13 protein-coding genes and 1 pseudogene are annotated in these 15097 nt (G+C 60.7%); 8 read left to right on the forward strand and 6 right to left on the reverse strand.

The genetic code is table 11. The features are described from left to right. The first annotated feature begins 268 nt into the window (after window positions 1-268). Together AB7008_RS20630 and AB7008_RS20635 are read left to right on the forward strand one after the other, a co-directional pair. Complete coding sequence (locus AB7008_RS20630) at window positions 269-493, forward strand: hypothetical protein (RefSeq protein WP_038958355.1); 225 nt, start codon at window positions 269-271, stop codon at window positions 491-493. Continuing rightward, window positions 490-696, forward strand: a complete 207-nt coding sequence (locus AB7008_RS20635) for a hypothetical protein (RefSeq protein WP_038958354.1) — start codon at window positions 490-492, stop codon at window positions 694-696. The genes AB7008_RS20630 and AB7008_RS20635 overlap by 4 nt, the downstream gene beginning before the upstream one ends. An 8-nt stretch (window positions 697-704) precedes the next feature. Here AB7008_RS20635 and AB7008_RS20640 read toward each other — a convergent pair. The 3 genes and pseudogenes from AB7008_RS20640 to AB7008_RS20650 form a co-directional block, all read right to left on the reverse strand. Then, window positions 705-1058 (reverse strand): annotated as a pseudogene (locus tag AB7008_RS20640) (DNA ligase); the annotation flags it as partial. 33 nt (window positions 1059-1091) lie between these two features. Further along, complete coding sequence (locus AB7008_RS20645) at window positions 1092-1292, reverse strand: hypothetical protein (RefSeq protein ID WP_080584096.1); 201 nt, start codon at window positions 1290-1292, stop codon at window positions 1092-1094. A gap of 1053 nt (window positions 1293-2345) precedes the next feature. Further along, window positions 2346-3224, reverse strand: coding sequence for a GNAT family N-acetyltransferase (locus tag AB7008_RS20650; protein ID WP_038958352.1), 879 nt, complete (start codon window positions 3222-3224; stop codon window positions 2346-2348). Window positions 3225-3548: 324 nt separating this feature from the next. Here AB7008_RS20650 and AB7008_RS20655 point away from each other — a divergent pair, with 324 nt between their 5' ends. The 3 genes from AB7008_RS20655 (at window position 3549) to AB7008_RS20665 (ending at window position 6504) form a co-directional block, all read left to right on the forward strand. Beyond that, the gene (locus AB7008_RS20655) at window positions 3549-4472 is read left to right on the forward strand and encodes a 2-hydroxyacid dehydrogenase (RefSeq protein ID WP_441259443.1); all 924 of its coding nucleotides are present in this window, start codon (window positions 3549-3551) and stop codon (window positions 4470-4472) included. Window positions 4473-4485: 13 nt separating this feature from the next. Then, complete coding sequence (locus AB7008_RS20660; protein ID WP_027544597.1) at window positions 4486-4842, forward strand: cupin domain-containing protein; 357 nt, start codon at window positions 4486-4488, stop codon at window positions 4840-4842. A 204-nt stretch (window positions 4843-5046) separates the two neighbouring features. Next, window positions 5047-6504, forward strand: a complete 1458-nt coding sequence (locus tag AB7008_RS20665; protein ID WP_038958351.1) for an NAD-dependent succinate-semialdehyde dehydrogenase — start codon at window positions 5047-5049, stop codon at window positions 6502-6504. A gap of 134 nt (window positions 6505-6638) precedes the next feature. Here AB7008_RS20665 and AB7008_RS20670 read toward each other — a convergent pair whose 3' ends face one another. After that, window positions 6639-7328 (reverse strand): haloacid dehalogenase type II, encoded by a 690-nt coding sequence (locus AB7008_RS20670; RefSeq protein ID WP_027544595.1) that lies wholly within the window; start codon window positions 7326-7328, stop codon window positions 6639-6641. A gap of 344 nt (window positions 7329-7672) precedes the next feature. Here AB7008_RS20670 and AB7008_RS20675 point away from each other — a divergent pair, with 344 nt between their 5' ends. Then, window positions 7673-9049 carry an aspartate aminotransferase family protein gene (locus tag AB7008_RS20675; RefSeq protein ID WP_441259444.1) on the forward strand — a complete coding sequence of 459 codons (1377 nt, stop codon included), beginning with the start codon at window positions 7673-7675 and terminating at the stop codon, window positions 9047-9049. A gap of 16 nt (window positions 9050-9065) precedes the next feature. Here the strand turns inward: AB7008_RS20675 and AB7008_RS20680 are convergent, their stop codons facing one another. Both AB7008_RS20680 and AB7008_RS20685 read right to left on the reverse strand, forming a co-directional pair. Further along, complete coding sequence (locus tag AB7008_RS20680; RefSeq protein ID WP_027544593.1) at window positions 9066-9542, reverse strand: Lrp/AsnC family transcriptional regulator; 477 nt, start codon at window positions 9540-9542, stop codon at window positions 9066-9068. A 114-nt stretch (window positions 9543-9656) separates the two neighbouring features. Further along, window positions 9657-10982 (reverse strand): NAD(P)/FAD-dependent oxidoreductase, encoded by a 1326-nt coding sequence (locus AB7008_RS20685; RefSeq protein WP_027544592.1) that lies wholly within the window; start codon window positions 10980-10982, stop codon window positions 9657-9659. Between the two features lie 682 nt (window positions 10983-11664). Here AB7008_RS20685 and AB7008_RS20690 point away from each other — a divergent pair. Both AB7008_RS20690 and AB7008_RS20695 read left to right on the forward strand, forming a co-directional pair. After that, window positions 11665-13353 (forward strand): ABC transporter ATP-binding protein, encoded by a 1689-nt coding sequence (locus tag AB7008_RS20690; protein ID WP_049813033.1) that lies wholly within the window; start codon window positions 11665-11667, stop codon window positions 13351-13353. 9 nt (window positions 13354-13362) lie between these two features. After that, on the forward strand, window positions 13363-15027 hold the full coding sequence (locus tag AB7008_RS20695; RefSeq protein ID WP_038958349.1) for a peptide ABC transporter substrate-binding protein: 1665 nt from the start codon (window positions 13363-13365) through the stop codon (window positions 15025-15027). Window positions 15028-15097 lie beyond the last annotated feature (70 nt).

The following is a 15097-nucleotide window of genomic DNA, read 5'->3' on the forward strand; positions in this document are numbered from 1 at the left end:
GACCCGTGAAGGCGCCCGGCACACCGCTCTCGCGGCGAAAAATGATCTAGAAAAACGAGAAGCCGTTTCAAGAGGTCTGCCACAAAAATTTTTTGCGGCGATCCCGGCCCCGCTCGCCACCTGCTGCAGCGCACTACCAAGGACTCGGAGATGCGGCGAGAGGTGACTTGACAGCCGCTCGCGTCCGAATATTTTTTTGCGCCGGGAATTCTCTTTCCCAGTTTGCTCAACACCAAAAGGACCGTGACGACCGTCAGGAGTGACGACGATGCTCGATGAAGATCTGGCCCGCATCCGCGCGCACCGCAACAACATCCACCGCTACCGGCGACTGCTTCGCACGAAGCTATCGGAGCTTGAACGTCAATTTATCGAACGTCGCCTCGCCGAGGAGAAGGCTTCGCTCGAATCCCTTGCCACGAAAACCTTCCCTGTCGCGTTTACGGTGCCGAACGGCCCGGTTGGCTCCGTAGAAGCGAGGGGCGAGCTATGAGCGACCTTCGCGACCTCCTCATCCGGGGCAGCGAAAAGGTGATCGGACACTATCGCCTCCTGCTGGCGAGCGCCAAAACCGAGGCCGAGCGCCAGCTCTATCGAAGCCGGATCGAGCGCGAGCAGCGGCTACTGGACGACTTGCACGGCGGATTCCCCGATCAGTCCGCTACATATGACTTCGGGCACGTAAAGGCTGCGTAACTGGCTTCTTAAAGGTCCTCTCGCAGTCCTTTGAAGAGCGGGTGCCGGACCTTTCCTTCGGCCGATTTGGCCCGGTACTCGATCTCCGCGAGCAGCTTCGGCTCGACCCGGATGCCCTTGTGCGCGATGCGCTTGGCGTAAGGCTGCGTCTTCCGGATCAGCGGCTTCAGCCGTTTCTGCAGGTCGGCGGCGGAGGATTTGTCGAAGCCGTGGTCCACCTTGCCGGCATAGTCGAGGTCGCCGCCCTTGCGCCGGCCAAGGTGGATGCCGTCCCACTTGCCTTCCTCGAGCGCGAAACCGGCGATGGTGAGCGTCTCCCGCTGCGCGCAGGTCTTCTTGACCCACGCGTTGCCGCGGCCGCTCACTACCAAACCCAGGGCATTGCCATGGCCGTCTCAGTCCGGCGGCTGTAGGCCGGGCGATCTCAGCCACTGGCTCATGTGCGAGCCGATCTCGGCCTGGCGGGCTTTGCGGAGGGTGTCCTCCCGTAGCGGACCGGGAGGGAGGGATCTGGCTGCTTCTCGGAGGCGTTTTGCTTCTTCGGCAAGGCGTTCTTCCAGGGACACGGTTTGCGTGAAACGGCGTCGTCGCTGCATGACACAACCTCGTCTGACGGGTCCTAACCGTTGAGTTTGAATTTCACCAATCCAATATGCAGAAGCCGACGTTCCGGTTCCCGGACGGTCTAGGCTGCGCGAAATGCAGATCAGCCAAAGACGACCTTAGTTCATCTTGCGGCGTAGCTTCCGAAGCAGCTCTCGAGGTCGGCGGCGTACTCCTCAATGATCCGCCGCGTCTCCTCCATCCTGGGCCGGCTCGACCCCGGCGGCCAGCTCGAGGAGCTCGCGCCCGGCCGCGGCAGGACCGTCGTAGCGGCTAGCCTCAGCGTGCTTCATGCGCCGATGCCGAGGTGAGCCATCTGATGCGGCCGCTTTCGTTGCTGCGGCATCGGACTGCGCAATTGCCCCGCCGAGACGGGGCACAGTCGTCCGCTCATCACCTGAAACGTCTCTTGGTTCATTCGCCGATGCATCGCCTTCCAAGGATTCGTTCACTGCGTCCGGCTCGCGAACGGGCTTGTACCAGGTACACGTTTCTGGTACACGGCCCGAATATCGGGCGTCTGTAACAAGCTGATTTTTCTGCGAATTCTGGTATCTCCCGTTGGGTGGCAGAGAGTCCCACTCTCTCCGCCATTCGCGCGATTCGTACGCCAACCTACGACCCTCTACGATCGTGCGCGCTTTCGCGCGGCTTTGTATTCGCGCTACCGGCCCAGGCTCACTCGTGATCTGGCCTCCCCGCGAGAGAGCGTCGGGGTCGCCATCGACGTACGGATCAGCCCAGCGTCATCATGTGTATGTGTTCGTGAGACCAGAACAGACTGGTCATTGATCTGCGCTTGTCCAGGAAGGCTCGGCCGTGTTGATCGGCGCCGAGCGTCTCAACTCGAGTGAGGGGGCAGATGAGCACGAAGCAAAGTCAAGGAGGAGACGTCCGCGTAGAGCTCACGTTGCCGTCGAATGGTTGGAACGATATTGTCCGCGATGCGGCGCCGGCAAGAAATTGATGGAGTGATGTGCCTCCGGACAGGTTTGCTTGGTCGCAGGATGCGCGCCAATCTTCAATTGACGAAGCGCTTCACAGCTTCAGCTCAAGGCGTGACCGGCCAATCCGTAGACCCACGGCTCGTTTTCCTTTCGGTTCAGGAATCGCCGTCCCTTGGACATGGTTGTGACTGTGTCGTTCATCCCGAGGCGGCTCTGTTGAAGGAAGTCCGCAAATAGACCGGTCTGCTCCCGCGTATCCACGCGGGCGAACCTTCCGGCGAGATCCTTGAGATGCACGGCCGTAAGATGGATCGCGTCACAATCATTGCTGGCAACGATGGGGCCGATCACATGACCGCGCCCGAATTCGCGCTTCATGGAATAACCGACGGTCGCACCGCCACGGCGCAGGACGCAGATTGACGAACCTTCAGAAAGCAATGCAAGCAGCTTCTGACGGCTGGCTCCAAACGCGCGTTTATCCAGTGCTGCGATCTCTTCGATATTCCCGGTAGACAGCGAGCTCAATTCGCCGTCGAGAGCCGACACTGGCGGAGGCGGTGACACGACCTCTCCTTGCCACAGATACACGGTGGCTTCCTTTGTGAAGCCTAGCGAAAGATACAGATGATACGCGGCATCGGTCGAGTTGAGGACCAAATTCCGGTCGCCACACCGCTCGAACACCTGCTCCATGAGCCAGCGGCCAGTACCCTGAGCCTGCGTTCGGGGCGATGTGATCACCAGGCCAATCGTCGCGAACTCGCGGCTATATGGGAACCACATCGCGCTGCCAAAGACGCGTCCAATACCATCGACGGCTACGATGCCATGACCTGCGCGGCGCAAGAAATCCCAATCCTTGGGTCGATGCGGCCAGCCAACGCCGGTCGAGAGTGCGTGGAGCAGCGTCACATCAACGTCGTTGATGTCCTTCGCGGCCAGCTCAAAGGACTTCACGCGTACCGTTCGTCCCATCTCGACTCGTCCGTTCCTTCGCGGGATGCCAATCGCTCGCACATCGCGCCTTTTCTCTTCCGCCACAATAGGGTAGCAGGCGTATTTCGCCGCACTATCGCACGGAAAGCCAGCAGGTTTCCCCTGTTTGGGCCTTCTTTTCGAAATCTTCGGCCTGTCTTGCAACGTAATTCGGCAGGGAAAGCTCCGGCTTGCAGCTACCCTCTCGGTGTTGGGCAAACTGCGCAGTAGAGTGAGGCGCCGTGAATGCTCAAGAAGGTCTTGCGAGGCTAGTCGCTTTTCCCGGCGTCGTCGACACGCCAACCTAGGCAGAGGCGTGCACCGATGGCATTTTTGTTCAAGTCAGATGCTGCGAGGGCGGCAATCTTCCGCCAGGTCTTTGCGCGCGAGCTCCCCGACCTGGAATTTCATCATTGCAGCGAGAGTTTCGACCCGGAAAAGGTGCGGTACCTGCTGATGTGGAGCGCGCCCGACGACCTCTCGCGCTTTCGTAATCTGGAAGTCCTCTTTTCCATCGGCGCCGGGGTTGATCAGTTCAGGCCGGAAACCATACCTGACCATGTAAAGCTCGTGCGCATGGTCGAAGATGGCATCATACGTATGATGCAGGAATACGTCGTCCTCGGGGTGCTGACGCTGCATCGCGAGATGCTGGCCTATCGGGAGCAGCAGAGAAGGGGCGTTTGGCAAGCGCTGGCAACGTCCCAGGCGCCTGATCGGCGTGTCGGCTTCCTCGGCGTTGGCATGCTGGCGCAAGCCGCGATCGACCGCTTGAAACCGTTTCGATTTCCCCTTGCAGCGTGGAGCCGAAGCAAGAAGGTGATCGAGGGCGTCGCCTGCTTTCATGGCGACGACCAGCTTGGCGACTTCCTGCGAGGAACGGATATCCTCGTCTGTCTTCTCCCCCTGACGGAGCAAACGAGCGGCATCCTGAACAAAAGGCTCTTCTCGCTTTTGCCAGCGGGAGCGAGGCTACTGCACGTCGGCCGCGGCCCGCAGCTTGACCAGGGCGCACTCATCGAGGCGCTGGACAGCGGGCAGCTGGCAGCCGCCATGCTTGACGTCACCGATCCCGAGCCGCTGCCGGAAAGCCATCCACTCTGGTCCCATCCGAAGGTGATCATCACGCCGCATATCGCGTCCGTGACGCAACCGCACACGGCAGCACGATCCGTCATCGAGAACATCCGGCGGCACCGCGCTGGACGAAATCCGATCGGCCTTGTCGATCGAACACTCGGCTACTAACAGGAAAAGCGCCATGTCACTTCTGGTCACCATCGACACCAATCCGGACTTCGCACCGAAGAACGCATTGCCTGCTCCGGAACGGCTCATCTCCGGCAATCCGTCCTTCAAGACCTGGGCCCAGGACGCCTCGAAAGGCGAGAAGGTGCTGACCGGCGTCTGGGAAGCAACGCCTGGCGAGACCCATTCCATCAAGGGCACCACCTTCGAGTTCTGCCACATTCTCTCGGGCCTCATCGAAATCGAGGAAAAGGGTGGCGAGACCAGGAGGTACCGCGCCGGCGACAGCTTTGTGATGAAACCCGGCTTTGTCGGCGTCTGGCGCACGATCGAGACCGTGCGAAAGATCTACGTCTGCCATTACGATTGAGACGATGCTGAGGGGCACTAGAGCGGCCCTCAGAATATTCGACCTCCGGCACAGCGTCTGAGCAGATTCAACGCGGCCAGACACTTCATTCTCAATGAAAAATGCTTCGTGCAGTCCTGTACTGCTCGCATGAGACGGCTTCGTCTCGCCACTCCCAAATCAGGCAGTGATGGTGAGGCCGACCCGAAGGCAAGGAGCAAACCCATGATTGCACTAAAGGATAAGCATCTGTTTCGCCAGCAAGCGCTGATCGGCGGCACTTGGCGGGACGCGAGCACGAAAGCCAGCGTTGATGTCATTGATCCTGCCAGCCAGAAAGTGCTTGGCACCATCCCCGATATGGGCCGAGACGAGACCAGGGCAGCAATCGACGCAGCGGCCGCTGCGTTCAAGCATTGGAAGGCCAAAGCTCATGCAGAGCGTGCCGCGCTGCTGGAGCGCTGGTATGAGCTCATGCGGCGCCATGAGCAGGATTTGGCTCTTCTGCTCACGCTGGAACAGGGCAAGCCGCTTGCTGAATCGCTCGGAGAGATCCGTTATGGGGCATCCTTCGTCAAATGGTTTGCCGAAGAGGCCCGCCGCATCAACGGATCGACAATCCCGGCGCCCAGCGCCGATCGCCGCATTCTGGTGCTGAAGGAACCGGTCGGGGTCTGCGGGATCATCACGCCCTGGAATTTCCCAAATGCGATGATCACGCGCAAGGTGGCGCCTGCGCTTGCCGCGGGCTGCACAGTCGTCATCAAGCCATCTGAGTTTACGCCTTTTTCGGCTCTCGCCATCGCTGTTCTGGCTGAGCGGGCCGGAATCCCGGCGGGCGTGATCAACATAGTGACGGGCATGCCGGTGGAAATTGGCGCGGAGTTGATGGCCAACGAAACCGTCCGTAAGATCTCGTTCACCGGATCGACGCGCGTCGGCGCGTTGCTGATGAAGGGTGCCGCCGACAATATCAAGAGGCTCAGCCTCGAGCTCGGCGGCAACGCGCCGTTCATCGTTTTTGACGATGCCGATATCGAGCGGGCGGTCGAGGGAGCGATTGCATCAAAATTCCGCAATGGCGGGCAAACGTGCGTCTGCTGCAACCGCATTCTCGTTCAATCCGGCATATACGACGCCTTCGCCCAGAAGCTTGCCAGCCGGGTCGCAAAAATGAAGGTCGGTCCCGGTACGGAAGAAGGGGTCGCAATCGGGCCGATGATCAACGGCGCAGCGATCGAGAAGATCAAGCGGCACGTCGTGGACGCACTGAACAAGGGCGCAAAGATCATCTCGGAGAGTGAAGCGGTGCCGGAAGGGCGGCAATATGCCCGCCCTGTCGTGCTCGGCGGCGCAACCACTGAGATGCTGTTGGCTTCAGAAGAGACCTTCGGTCCGGTCGCGCCGCTTTTCCGCTTTGAGACCGAGGACGAGGCAATTGCGATCGCCAACGGCACGCCTTTCGGCCTTGCCGCCTATTTCTACACGGAAAACCTCAAGCGTTCATGGCGTGTTGCCGAGGCGCTGGAATTCGGCATGGTCGGCCTGAACACCGGCCTGATCTCGACCGAGGTGGCGCCGTTCGGTGGCGTCAAGCAGTCGGGCCTCGGACGCGAGGGATCCCAGCTCGGGATAGAAGAATATCTCGAGATCAAGGCGCTGCATGTCGGCGGGCTGGACTGAAAGCTTATCGGATCAGTATCTGAACAAGAAAAGGGGGGCGGCTGAACCGCCCCCTTTTTCCTTCACAGCACACCGATCTCGATTGAAGCTTTTGAAGAACTGAAGCGCAACGAGTGGGCCGGAGGGAACTGCGCTCACGCGCTCTTGCGCAGAGGCTCCAGGCCGACGGCCGCCGCAAGCCCGTCGATGCCGGCGACCTCGGTGTATTCATAGAAGGGGTTCGCGGGCTCGTGACCGCGGTTCACCCAGACCTTGCTCTTGATGCCGAGGTCGTAGGCGGTCATCAGGTCGTAGCGGAAGGAGGAGGAGACGTGGGTGATATCCTCCGGGCCGCAACCCAGCTTGTCGAGCATATACTCGAAGCCCTTCATGTGTGGCTTGTAAGCGCCGGTCTCCTCCGCGGTGATGACCATGTGGAAGGGAGCGCCAAGCTTCTCCACATTCGACATGATGAGGTTCTTCATGGAGTTCGACAGGATGACCAGCGGAATCTCCCTGGCAACTTTGGCGAGACCTGCCGGGACATCGGGATGTGGACCCCATGTGTGGATCTCGTCATTGATGCGCTGGGCATGCTCCGGCCGAAATACGATGCCGTTGCGCTTGCACGAGCGCTCCAGCGCATTGTGCACGACCTCGAAGTACGGCTTCCACGCGCCGAGAACCTCGTCCAGGCGATAGGCTGAAAAGTCCTTGATCAGCTTTGCCATAGCCGTCGCCGAGAGCTCAGAGCCATAGACCCTCCTTGCTGCGCCGGCCATGTCGAAATTGGTCAGCGTGCCGTAACAGTCGAAGGTGATGTACTTGGGTCTAAACGTTGCCATGGCTCGATCCTTTTGGTCCTCACGCACCGCGTTCCGGTACGACAGGGATCATAGCGGGCAGACGACCGGATAAAGCACCGCTGTCACGGCGACCCGTAGCAGATTGTGTCGTATCGGATCAGAGCTGTGGCAGAGAGTTGTGCGAAAAGGCGCCCTCCGACGTGAGCGCCAATGCCTTGCGCAGCCCGATGCCCGCATAACATGCGGCGCCGGTCGTCAATGATAGTCAAAATGCTCTTCGTTCATGTTCAGCCCGGGAGCAACTGCCGTCCTGGGCGTCTTACGTTGAGCTCCGAAGACATCGTGGTGGCCGCACAAGCATTGCGGTTGAGCTGGAGGACGGCATGTTGAGCAACTCGCTGATTGAACTCGATCGCGCGCATCTGATTCACCCGGTCTCATCCTATCGCAGCCACGAGGCGACGGGCGTCCGTGTGCTGAAGTCAGGGAAGGGCGCGACGCTGACCGATGTCTCGGGACGTCAATTGCTGGACGGTTTTGCGGGTCTGTGGTGTGTCAATGCCGGCTACGGACAGGACAGCATCGTCGAAGCGGCTTTGAGGCAGCTCCGCGAACTGCCTTATGCGACGGGCTATTTCGGATTGGGCTCCGACCCGGCCATTCGGCTTACCGCCAGGCTGGCCGAATTGGCGCCGGGCGATCTGAACCATGTCTATTTCACCTTGGGCGGCTCCGATGCCGTCGACAGCACGATCCGGTTCATCCGGTACTATTATCACGCCAAGGGTAGGCCGCAGAAGGACCAGTTCATTTCCGTCGAGTCTGGCTACCATGGATCGTCGACGGCAGGGTCCGGCCTGACTGCGCTACCGGCCTTTCATGCGGGCTTTGGAGTGCCCTACAGCTGGCAGCACAAGATCCCGTCGCACTACGCCTATCGCAATCCCGTCGGTTCGCATCCCCAGGCGATCATTGCGGCATCGGTCGCAGCTCTGCGGGCCAAGATCGCCGAGCTCGGCGCCGAACGCGTCGCCGCCTTCTACGTCGAACCGATACAGGGGTCCGGAGGCGTCCTCGTTCCGCCGCCGTCTTGGCTGAAAGCGATGCACGCTGTTTGCAAGGAGCACGATGTTTTGTTCGTTGCCGATGAGGTCATCACCGGTTTCGGTCGTGTCGGTCCGCTGTTCGCCTGTGAAGACGACGACGTCGTGCCGGATCTTATGACCACGGCAAAAGGCCTGACTTCGGGCTATGTGCCGATGGGGGCCGTTCTGATGTCCGACCGCGTCTACAACACCATTGCAGACGGCGCCGGCAGGGCGGCCGTCGGCCACGGCTACACCTATTCCGCACATCCCGTCAGCGCAGCTGTCGGGCTCGCGTGCCTGGACCTTTACGAAAACGGCCTGCTGGAAAACGGCCGAAAGGCAGGGCATCGTCTGATGGAGGGTCTTCGCGCGCTTGCTGATCATCCGCTTGTTGGCGATGTCAGGGGTCGCGGTATGCTGGCTGCAATCGAGCTCGTGACCGACAAAGAGCGCAAGACGCCCCTGCCAGTGGAAGCCGACGCGGGGCGCCGCATTTTCGACCGCGCTTGGGACAACGGTCTCCTCATCCGCGCGTTCCCGCAAGGCGTGCTGGGCTATGCGCCACCGCTGTGCTGCACGGATGCTGATATCGACGGTATCATCGAGCGGACCAGGACAACGCTCGACCAGACGCTCGAAGACGAGGACGTCCGCGCGGCCATGAAGGGATAAGGACCCAGCCTGTCCTCTAGCCGTTGAATATGCTTTCGAGCGGCAAATGGGACTTCACGATTGGCGATTTCAGCACGACGAAACTGAAGTATTTGTCGATACCGATATCCATCTCGACCAGGCGCTCCATCACCGCCTGGTATTCGCTGATCCCCGCCGTGATGAACTTGACGAGATAGTCGTACCCGCCCGAAACGAGATGGCACTCGACGACGGAATCGATCTTTTCGATGGTCGTGAGAAAGCGCGCGAAATCGATCTGCCGGTGATTCTTCAGGGTGATTTCGGCGAAGACGGTCAGAGTTTGTCCGAGCTTGGCAACATCGATCTGGGCGGAATAGCCGGTGATGAAACCTTCGGTCTGGAGCCTCTTGACGCGCATCAGGCACGGGCTCGGGGAAAGGTTGATCAGCTCTGCGAGCTCGACGTTGGAAATCCGCCCGTTCTTCTGCAGTTCGCATAAAATCCTGATGTCGATCTTATCGAGCTTCATCGCAATGCCATGAGATGGGGCCGACAACGGCGTCAGGGGTTCGAGGCTTCAGCGTCATATGCATTGTCATAACACCAACCAGCATTTTTTCCCATCGGGGGTGAAAACCGGACTCTAGAACTCGCTGACCTTGCCCCAGGCGCTCATTTTGAGGCGCTCCGGCCTGTAGGGGCGCGGGTCGACGATCGGCGCACGACCGGTGATGATGTCGGCGATCATATGCCCTGCGCCCGGGCCAATGCCAAAACCGTGGCCGCTGAACCCTGCGGCCAGGATGAAACCTGGAATCGACTGAACTTCGCCGATTGCGGGGATGCCGTCCGGCGTGCTGTCGATGTAGCCGGCCCAGACGTTTGAGATTGCGACGTGCCGGAGTTCCGGCACCAGCTTACAGGCTCGTCGATGCGTCAGCCGAATCTGTCTCATGTCAGGGCGAGGATCAAGCGTCCGGTTCAACTCCATCGGCGTCACCTCATCGAGCCCCCATTTCGCCAGGGATTCATGGCCCTGCCGCAGGCCCTCGAAAGCCCCAGGGCTAAGACTTCGCCACCGGCGGGCGAACATGGGCAGGAATTCGCGGCCGAACCTGAACTGCTGCGGCGTCGGATCGACCCGCGCACGCCCGCTGATTGCCAGCGTGTATCCGCCATTGCCACGCCGGGTGAGCGACACCAGTCCGGCGTACAGGGCACCAGGTAGCCCCGCTGCGCCGGGGGCCAGGGCGAGAATGGAAGAGCGCACGGATGCTTGTGGAAAGCGAATTCCCAACTGGTTACAGAACGAAGAGGCCCATGCGCCTCCTGCCATGACCACCGTCTTTGTCCGGATCGTGCCGGCTTCGGTCACCACTCCGCTGACCCGGCCGCCACTGAGCTCTACGCCGCGCGCCGCGCATTGCTGGTGCACCGTCCCACCGGCCGCCATGATCGCACGCGCGGCGATGGGCACAGCCTTTGAGGTATCTGCCGTCCCGTCGGTGGGAGAGAAGACGCCGCCTTTCCACTTGCGGCCGGTGACCTTGCCTCGCTCGTTGGCTTCTTCGGCACTCAACATGTGCGTCGTAACGCCCACCGTTCTGGCGAAATCTCGCCACTTGGCCCAGCCGGCCAGCTCACTTTCGTCGTTCGACAAATACAACAGGCCGCAGCGGCGGAAGCCCGTATCTTCGCCCGTCTCTCGGGCGACTTGCTCCCACAGATCGAGGCTCTTGGTTGCGATCGGCAACTCGCGCGCGTCGCGGTTCTGCTGGCGGCACCATCCCCAGTTGCGGCTGGATTGCTCGGCGGCGACGCGGCCCTTCTCGAGCAAGGCGACCTTGAGGCCGCGGCGGGCGAGGTAATAGCTCGTGAACACGCCCACGACCCCGCCGCCGATGACGACCACGTCTGCCTCTCGAGGCAGCGAGGGGCTGGATTCGATGTGCATGAGTGGCGCGTTCATGGGGGCGGAGACTCCGATGCTCGCCGTATCGTATCCGAGCTGTTGCGGCACGCACGTTGCGGACTTTCGTGGTTGCGCGGAATATCCTGCGGTTTGCGGCTTGTGGTGCAGGCGGTTATTGCGAAGATATCTCGATCGTACGCGATCCCGTCGGCGCGAAACTGAGGATAATCTCTGCACTCGGATCCGCCTTTTCGTGGCTTGGAGGCAAACCTCAGCCGAACATGCGCGCCGGCAGCCGCAGACCGAAATGCCAAATCGGGCTTCGTTTTTAGAACTTCATGCTGCCTACCCCTCGCGTTTCGGCGACTCCGGGATGATTGAAGCGGCCAGACTTGTGAGTACCGGATCAATGTCGATCAACGGGCAGAAATTCAAAAGGTGACGCGCGATGTGCCTTGTCTGGGAGGAGACCTTCGCCGAAGCGATCGAGCTGGGCGCCAATGGCAGCCTCCCGGACCTCGATTCATTGTTCGAGCGGTCCATTCGACTGATCGTCGGCACTCTGCGACGCCTTTGCCTATAGAGCAGCCACCTCTGAATCATGTCGTATTCACCGCGCGGAGAATGGCAGAATGAGCGACGAGTTGTTGACCTGTCCGAGCGTAGTGGCGGCAAAAGAGGCCGAAGAGCCGATCCGCAACGGGATCATGGGATGCGCTCGAAAGGGGAGAATGTTCAGATGATCTCTGCCCCGCAGCCTTTAGCCTCGGAAGATGTGGCACTCGCGGTCCGCGATCTGACTGTGAGCTTGCCGGCGGGCATGGAGCGGGCGCACGCGGTCGAGAACGTCTCCTTTGAGCTGAAGCGCGGGCAGATCCTCTGCATCATTGGGGAATCCGGTTCTGGCAAGTCTGTCACGGCCAACGCGATCATGGGGCTCTTGCCCAAATCGATCCGCGTGTCTTCGGGAGCAATCCATCTGGAAGGCATGGACCTCGTAGGACTCTCGCCAGAGAGTCTGCGAGACCTCCGTGGCCGTGTCGTCTCCATGATCTTCCAGGACCCGCTATCCGCGCTCAATCCGCTGATGACAGTCGGCGCGCAGATCGAAGAAGTGATGGCGGCGCACCGGATCGGAACGCCGAAATCCCGCCGTAGCCGCGCCATAGAATTGCTGACGGAGGTAGGCCTGCCCGATCCGCCGCTGATGTATCATCAATATCCGTTCCGGCTCTCGGGCGGGCAGCGACAGCGGGTGATGATCGCCATGGCTCTGGCTCTCGAGCCCGCGATCCTGATCGCGGACGAGCCGACCACCGCACTCGACGTGACGACCCAGGCGCAAATCCTGCAACTGATCCGCGACATTCAACGCCGCAAGGGAATGAGCGTGATGTTCATTACCCATGACTTCGGAGTCGTGGCTGAGATTGCCGATTCCGTTGTGGTGATGGAGAAGGGTCACTGCGTGGAGCAGGGGAGCGCCGAGCAGGTGCTGAAGTCCCCGAGCCATCTCTACACGCGCCGTCTGATCGCGGCCGTGCCGCATCTGACGGGTAAGGACCGCGTTCCGGCGGAAGCTGCGGCTTCGTCTTCCATCCTGAAGGTCGAATGTCTGGTCAAGACCTATCGCAGCGGCAGTGCGCTGTTCGGCAAGCAGCGGATCGTGCCCGCGGTTAACGGCGTGTCGTTCGACCTTTCGCCGGGACGCACCCTGGGCGTGGTTGGAGAAAGCGGCTCCGGCAAATCCTCGCTCGGGCGATTGTTGATCAAGCTCCTCGACAGTGACAGCGGCTCTATCCTGTTCGAGGGAGGCGACGTTGCCCGGCTATCCGAAGCCCAGTTTCGGCCGCTTCGGCCAAAGATCCAGATGATTTTCCAGGATCCATTTGCCTCGCTCAATCCGCGATCAACGGTCGGGCAAATACTGACGGTTGGTCCGATCGCGCACGGAGTGCCGCGCAAGGACGCATGTGAGCAGGCACGAGAGCTTCTGGCCCATGTCGGCCTGGATGCGGGAACCTTCGATCGTTATCCCCACGAGTTCTCGGGTGGCCAACGTCAGCGCATCGGAATCGCTCGGGCGCTGATGTTCAAGCCGAAGCTGCTGATCGCTGACGAGGCCGTTTCAGCGCTCGACGTATCGATCCAGGCGCAGATCTTGAAGCTGTTGGACCAGATCCAGCGGGAGACCGGCGTATCGATGATCTTCATCACGCACGATCTGCGCGTGGCCAGCCAGATCTGCGATGAAATCGCGGTCATGCATCGAGGGCAGATCGTCGAGCATGGGCCGCCGTCGCAGATCTTCCTGAGCCCGATATCCGCCTACACACGGGAACTGGTCGCTGCCATCCCCGGCGAGCAGCAAAGCAGCGCCCGCGCCATCGGAAGCCAATCGACATTGGCCGGACACAGCCACAAATGAGGAGGGGTCATGACTGAAGCAAAGACTGCACCGATCTATTCGCGGCGTAGCGCACTCCAGTTGATGATCGCGGGGGCAACTGGCCTCGCGGGATCAAATTTGCTGGGCCAGCCTGCCTTCGCACGTACTACTACGGCGAAACCGACCGGCCGCGTGGTCGTCGGGCTTGGACAAGAGCCGACCGTCTTCAATCCGCTGATGGCACATATTGAAGTCGATGACGGCGTGCATTTCTCGGTCTTCGACGCGCTGTTCCGTATCGATCCTCAGGGCGTCATCCGCCCCAACCTTGCCCTGGAGGTGCCGGATCAGAAGAACGGCGGCATTTCGCAGGACGGTCTCAACTGGCGCATTCGTTTGCGTGATGATGCGCGCTGGCACGACGGCACGCCGTTCAGCTCCGAGGACGTGAAGTTCACGCTCGAGCTGATCATGAATCCCAACTTCCGCAGCTGGCGCACGGCCGGCCATGCTCTCGTGCGCGACATCACCGTGATCTCGCCGACGGAGATCTCGTGGCGGATGGAAGAGGCCTTTGCGCCGTATTTGTCCTTCCTGACCGAAACCTTCATCGTCCCCAAGCACATCCTCGGGAAGGAGTCCAATCCGAACAACGCCGCCTTCAATCAGGCGCCGGTCGGCACCGGTCCGTTCAAGTGGGGGCAGCGGGTCGCCGGCGATCATCTCGAGCTCGTGGCGAACCCCGACTATTTCGGTGAAGGCCCGCACATCGAAAAGCTGGTCTTCAAATACATTCCCGATCTCACCGTCCTCTACACCCAGTTCAAGAGCGGCGACATTGATCTCGTAGGTCAGCCTTACATCACGCCCGATCATTACGGGGAAGCCAAGATGTTGCCGAACCGCACGGTGACGCTCGTTCCAAGGACCGCGTTCGAATCCTTCTATCTGAATCTCGAGCGCCCGCAGTTCAAGGAGCTTGCCGTTCGCGAGGCGCTCTACGCGGCGATCGACAAGGAGGCGATCATTCAGGGGCTGTATTACGGGGTGCCTAGTCCGACCGAGACGTTCATGCCGAGGCAGTCCTTCTTCTTCAACCCCAATCTGCCCCTGCACCAATTTGATGTGAATCGCGCGGGCAAGATCCTCGATCAAGCCGGCTGGGCAAAAGGCGCGGACGGCATTCGTGCCAAGAACGGCGTTCGCCTGTCCTTTACCAATTCGACCACGTCGGGCGATCCCCTCCGCGAACAGGTGCAGCAGTATCTGCAGCAAACGTTTGCTCAGCTGGGGGTCGAGATGAAGATATCGAACCTGCCCGCCGCGGTGATGTGGGGCGAGTTCTGGGGGCAATCGAAATTCGATTCCGTCATCGTCGGCAGCACCTATTTGATCGGCGCAGACCCCGACGTGACCAACCGCTTGCACTCGCGGTCGATCGCCGCGAAGGGCGGCCGCGGCTCGAACAATGCACAATTTACAAACCCGGAGGTCGATGCCCTGCTCGACAAGGGCGCACGCACCTTCGATCCGGAAGCGCGGCGCGCGATCTACTTCCGGGTACAGGAACTCGTGCGTCGCGACCTGCCTTTCCTGCCGCTGTATCAGACCAATGCGGTCGAAGGCCTCAAGAAGGGGATCAACGGTTTCGTGCCGAACGGCAATACGCGCACGGAATCCTGGAATGCGCTGGCCTGGTATTGGGCGAGCTGATGTGCTGCCGGCCTAGGCCCGGGAGGCCGAGGCCGGCGCTGGAGTGATGCTGCAAAGCCAACATGGTGAC

It is taken from the genome of Bradyrhizobium sp. 521_C7_N1_3 (assembly GCF_052075975.1).
Taxonomy (GTDB): Bacteria; Pseudomonadota; Alphaproteobacteria; order Rhizobiales; family Xanthobacteraceae; genus Bradyrhizobium; species Bradyrhizobium japonicum.